This window comes from Planktotalea sp., from assembly GCF_049680325.1.
Taxonomy (GTDB): Bacteria; Pseudomonadota; Alphaproteobacteria; order Rhodobacterales; family Rhodobacteraceae; genus Planktotalea.
On record NZ_JBAUHO010000387.1, the window covers coordinates 1 to 4981 of the forward strand.

Genomic DNA, 4981 nt, shown 5'->3' on the forward strand with positions numbered 1-4981 from the left:
CATACCGTCGGGTGCGCCATCGTGAATATCGCGGCGCAAAAGGGGGGCAAATTTGCCTTCGTCGGTTTTAGGGTAGGCGGGCGCGATCTCGTCCATCCACGCCTCGCAATAGTGGCAGCCCTTTTGCTCCACCATAATAAGATCGACGGCAAATGCAGCCGTGGCTGTGCCGAGAGACAGTGCAACAGCGAGCGTGATTTTATATAAATGGCGAAACATGTGTAACTCGATTGACCCGGTGTTAACAATCAACATAATTTGAATATGTGAATAACACAAGGAATCCGTGATGCTCGACATTTCATTTGCGGGGGCCGCATTTGCAGGGCTTCTATCCTTCTTTACGCCCTGCATTTTGCCGATGGTTCCGTTCTATCTGTCCTATATGGCGGGCATCTCTATGTCAGAGCTGCGCGGCGACGGCGAAATTGCGCCGGGTGCGCAGCGCCGCTTGGTTATTTCTGCCATCATGTTCGCGCTTGGGGTTAGCACGATCTTTGTTTTGCTGGGCATGGGGGCCACCGCAATCGGGCAGGCCTTTGGCCAATGGCTGGAGCCGCTAAGCTATGTGGCCGCTGCTGTGCTTTTCGTCTTTGGTTTGCACTTTTTGGGTGTGATGAAAATCGGCTTTCTCTACCGTGAAGCCAAGATCGAAAGCACCGCAGAGCCGACAACGGTGATCGGCGCATATATCATGGGGCTTGCCTTTGGATTTGGCTGGACGCCTTGCGTCGGGCCTGCGCTGGCATCGATCCTGATGATCGCATCGGGCATGGGCGATATCTGGCGCGGTGGGCTGTTGTTGCTGGTCTATGGCCTTGGAATGACTGCACCTTTCGTAGTTGCAGCACTCTTTGCGCGCCCGTTTTTGGCGTGGATGGGGCGTAATCGCAAATACCTTGGCCACGTTGAAAAAGTCATGGGTGTTATGTTGATCCTGTTCGCGATCCTGATCGCAACAGGCAGCGTAAACATTATCGCGGCCGCTATGATTGAATGGTTCCCGTCCTTCGGTACACTTGGCTGAAGAGCTTGGGATTTTTAAGCGTTCTTTGACAGATTGAACGCTATTGCTTGGAGGAAATGAAGATGTTGAGACGGTTTTTTCTAGCGGCAGCAACCGCCGCATTCACGTTGCCCGCCTATGCTGCAACGATAGGTGACGACGGTCTGCACAAGACGGATTGGATGCGCGATACGTTCAAGGACTTGCGCGAAGATCTGGCCGAGGCGAATGACGAAGGCAAACGCCTGATGGTCATTTTCGAGCAGCGCGGATGCATCTACTGCACCAAGATGCATAAGGAGGTGTTTTCCCAGGCGGTGGTGAGCGACTACATCAAAGAGAACTTCTTTGTGGTGCAATTAAACCTGCACGGTGACATCGAAGTTACTGATTTTGATGGCGAAACGCTGCCCGAAAAAGACATGGCGCGCAAATGGGGGATTCTCTTTACGCCCTCGATGATGTTCCTGCCCGAGGCCGTAGAAGAAGGCAAAGCAACGCCGCAGGCAGCAGTTGCGATCATGCCGGGGGCCTTCGGTAAGGGAACGACGCTCGACATGTTCACGTGGGTGAATGAAAAGCGATACGAGCTTGATAACGGGGAGGATTTCCAACGCTATCACGCCCGCCGCATTCAGGAGCGAAGCAACGGATCCACAGACTAAACGGGTTGCGCACGCAATATTCTTGCGCGACAAGTGCGATTGGTATTCACTTTTGCGAATTTGTTGTTGCGTTCAAGCGGTGCAGTGAACTACGGTATACCGAACCATACGATATGCAGACATGCAAAGCATGGTCACGACGGGAGGGACTATGAAAACGATTAATAAACTAGCGGCAGCAAGTGTCGCAGGTGTCATTGCTCTGAGCAGCGCAGGCTGGGCGGAGATGGTTGCACCAGCAGATGTCAAATTTGACGAATCTGGTGCGGTCGAAATGTCACTAACTGGCGCTGCCGGAAACGCCGAAACAGGCGCGAAGGTCGTTGGCGACAAAGGGCAGGGTAACTGCGTTGCTTGCCACCAGGTTTCTGCCTTGGCGGACATTCCGTTTCAGGGTGAGATTGGTCCGGCACTTGACGGCGCTGGCGAACGCTGGAGCGAAGCGGAGCTTCGCGGCATTCTAGCGAATTCGAAAATGACATTCGAAGGCACGATGATGCCAGCTTACTACAAGGTGGATGGTTTCACCCGCCCTGGAAACGCTTACACGGGCAAGGCAGCTGAAGGCGCTCTGACCCCGCTGCTAAGTGCTGAGCAGATCGAAGATGTGGTGGCGTTCTTGGCCACACTCAAAGAATAATTAGCGACGGATTTCAAGGAGATGAACATGAAGTTCTCACGTAGAGATACCTTGGCGATGGGGCTTGGTGCCGCCGCGCTGACGGTACTTCCATTTCAGGTTAATGCTGCGGCGGACGATGCAATTGCAGCGTTCACAGGCGGCGCGGATGTAGGCGAGGGTGGTTTGACGCTAACCGCGCCGGAGATTGCTGAAAACGGTAATACTGTACCAATCGAAGTTAGCGCACCTGGCGCGACGTCGATTCTGGTTTTGGCGGCAGGCAACCCGACACCGGGCGTTGCGCAATTCAACTTCGGTGAATTGGCAGCATCCCAGTCAGCCTCCACACGTATTCGTCTGGCCGGCACGCAGGACGTTGTTGCAGTCGCCAAAATGGCGGATGGCAGCTTTGTTCGCGCAGCATCGACTGTAAAAGTAACAATCGGCGGCTGCGGCGGCTAAATTTCAGGAGTTAAGAACATGGCATCAGGTGTAAAACCCCGCGTCAAGGTCCCGAAAAAGGCAGCAGCCGGCGAGGCCATTACGATTAAAACGCTTATCAGCCACAAGATGGAATCCGGTCAGCGCAAAGACAGCGATGGCAACAAGATCCCGCGCTCGATCATCAACCGTTTTACCTGCGATTTCAATGGTAAGAACGTGATCGACGTGACTTTGGAACCTGCAATCTCGACCAACCCCTATATTCAGTTCGACGCAACTGTTCCAGAAGAGGGCGAGTTCAAGTTCACATGGTATGACGACGATGGCGACGTCTACGATGATAGCAAAAAAATTGCGATTGGCTGAAGCCAGCAAGCAATAACAGGACACCTTGTTGCGCCGAATGCGCGTGCAGCAAGGCCCTGCTAGGGAGGAATAAGAATGAACTTTAAAGCAATGACGGCTGTCGCTGCATTGATGTTGGCTCCGACGTTTGCGGTTGCTGACGCTGATGATGACACGATGGTTATCAATGGTGAAACGGAGATGGTCACAAAGACCGCCGCGCCCGCACATTTGTCTGATGTGCTGGACGAGGTCATGTCCGGTTGGCACTTCCGCTCTGATGAAACGCAAGCAATGCAGTTGGATGACTTCGACAATCCAGGCATGGTTTTCGTGGAAGCAGGTCTTGAAGCATGGGATACTGTTGACGGTAGCGAGGGCAAGTCTTGCTCATCATGCCATAACGACATGGACTCCATGGCAGGCGTGAAAGCGACCTATCCCAAGTGGAACGAAGCAGCAGGCGAAGTGCGCACGTTGCAGATGCAAGTCAATGACTGCCGCACCAGCCGAATGGGCGCAGAAGCCTGGAAGTATGATGGCGGCTCCGCGATCAACATGGAAGCTGCGCTTTCCTCGGTTTCCCGTGGCATGCCTGTGAACGTCGCAATCGACGGTCCTGCGCAATCCACATGGGAAATGGGCAAAGAGCTGTATTACACACGTACAGGCCAGCTTGATCTGTCTTGCGCAAATTGCCACGAAGACAGCTATGGCCTGATGATCCGTGCGGACCACCTGAGCCAAGGCCAGATTAACGGCTTCCCCGCCTATCGTCTGAAGAATGCCAAGCTGAACGGTGTCCACAACCGCTTTAAAGGCTGCGTGCGCGATACACGCGCCGAGACATATAAAGAGGGTAGCAAAGAGTTTGTTGCGCTTGAACTTTATGTCATGAGCCGCGGTAACGGTCTGAGCATCGAAGGCCCATCCGTTCGTAACTAAATCTGAATGACCCCGTCGGCTTTTGGCTGGCGGGGTTTTTCGCACTTAATCCATTCAAAAATGCGCATATGTATGCGCCATCAAGAAGGCCCTCCCAAATGATTTCTCGCCGCGATTTTCTGCAAGTCTCAATGGCCGCATCTGCGCTCTATGGCGCGTCTGGCTTTGGCAACTGGGCCCGTCTCGGGGCGCAGCAGGCAATGACGCAGGACAAGCTGCTGGATTTCGACACGTTTGGTAATGTCACGTTGATGCATATCACCGATATCCACGCGCAGATGAAACCGATCTATTTCCGCGAGCCAGAGATCAACATCGGCGTTGGTTCTAACAAGGGGGCAGTGCCCCATGTGACGGGCGCGGAGTTCCGTAAACTCTACGGCATCGAGGACAAGAGCCATTCGGCCTATGCTTTGAGCTATGATGATTTCACTTCGCTTGCGCAGGCCTATGGCCGCGTTGGCGGTCTGGACCGCGTTGCGACTGTTCTGAATTCCATTCGTGCAGATCGCCCTGATGCACTGCTGCTGGATGGCGGCGATACATGGCACGGCAGCTACACATGCTACAAAACCGAAGGCCAGGACATGGTCAACGTGATGAATGCGCTCAAGCCCGACGCTATGACATTCCACTGGGAATTTACGCTTGGCTCTGATCGCGTGAACGAAATAGTTGAAGGCCTGCCGTTCGCGGCGCTCGGCCAGAACATCTTTGATGCGGAATGGGACGAACCGACAGAACTGTTTCCGCCCTATAAGTTCTTCGAGCGGGGCGGCGTTAAGATCGCGGTTATCGGTCAGGCCTTCCCTTATATGCCAATCGCTAACCCGGGCTGGATGTTCCCGGAATACTCCTTTGGTATCCGCGATGAGCGCATGCAGGAAATGGTCGATGAAGTCCGTGCAAATGGCGCAGAGCTTGTCGTCTGCCTAAGCCACAACGGTTTTGACG

General features: G+C 53.9%; 6 protein-coding genes and 2 pseudogenes. 7 read left to right on the forward strand and 1 reads right to left on the reverse strand.

The features are described 5' to 3' along the window. Positions 1–219 (reverse strand): annotated as a pseudogene (locus WBC85_RS17250) (thioredoxin family protein); the annotation flags it as partial. 70 nt (positions 220–289) lie between these two features. Here WBC85_RS17250 and WBC85_RS17255 point away from each other — a divergent pair. From WBC85_RS17255 to WBC85_RS17285, 7 genes and pseudogenes are all read left to right on the forward strand, one after another. Continuing rightward, positions 290–1027: a cytochrome c biogenesis CcdA family protein gene (locus WBC85_RS17255; protein WP_424440286.1), complete on the forward strand. Its 738-nt coding sequence runs from the start codon at positions 290–292 to the stop codon at positions 1025–1027. A gap of 62 nt (positions 1028–1089) precedes the next feature. Further along, positions 1090–1671 carry a thioredoxin family protein gene (locus WBC85_RS17260; protein ID WP_424440289.1) on the forward strand — a complete coding sequence of 194 codons (582 nt, stop codon included), beginning with the start codon at positions 1090–1092 and terminating at the stop codon, positions 1669–1671. A gap of 151 nt (positions 1672–1822) precedes the next feature. Beyond that, positions 1823–2311 (forward strand): sulfur oxidation c-type cytochrome SoxX, encoded by a 489-nt coding sequence (gene soxX, locus WBC85_RS17265; RefSeq protein WP_424440292.1) that lies wholly within the window; start codon positions 1823–1825, stop codon positions 2309–2311. A 27-nt stretch (positions 2312–2338) separates the two neighbouring features. Further along, positions 2339–2755: a thiosulfate oxidation carrier protein SoxY gene (gene soxY, locus WBC85_RS17270; protein WP_424440295.1), complete on the forward strand. Its 417-nt coding sequence runs from the start codon at positions 2339–2341 to the stop codon at positions 2753–2755. Positions 2756–2773: 18 nt separating this feature from the next. After that, positions 2774–3103, forward strand: a complete 330-nt coding sequence (gene soxZ, locus WBC85_RS17275) for a thiosulfate oxidation carrier complex protein SoxZ (protein ID WP_424440298.1) — start codon at positions 2774–2776, stop codon at positions 3101–3103. Positions 3104–3178: 75 nt separating this feature from the next. After that, positions 3179–4027, forward strand: coding sequence for a sulfur oxidation c-type cytochrome SoxA (gene soxA, locus WBC85_RS17280; RefSeq protein WP_424440301.1), 849 nt, complete (start codon positions 3179–3181; stop codon positions 4025–4027). Between the two features lie 98 nt (positions 4028–4125). Continuing rightward, positions 4126–4981: pseudogene (locus tag WBC85_RS17285) on the forward strand (thiosulfohydrolase SoxB); the annotation flags it as partial.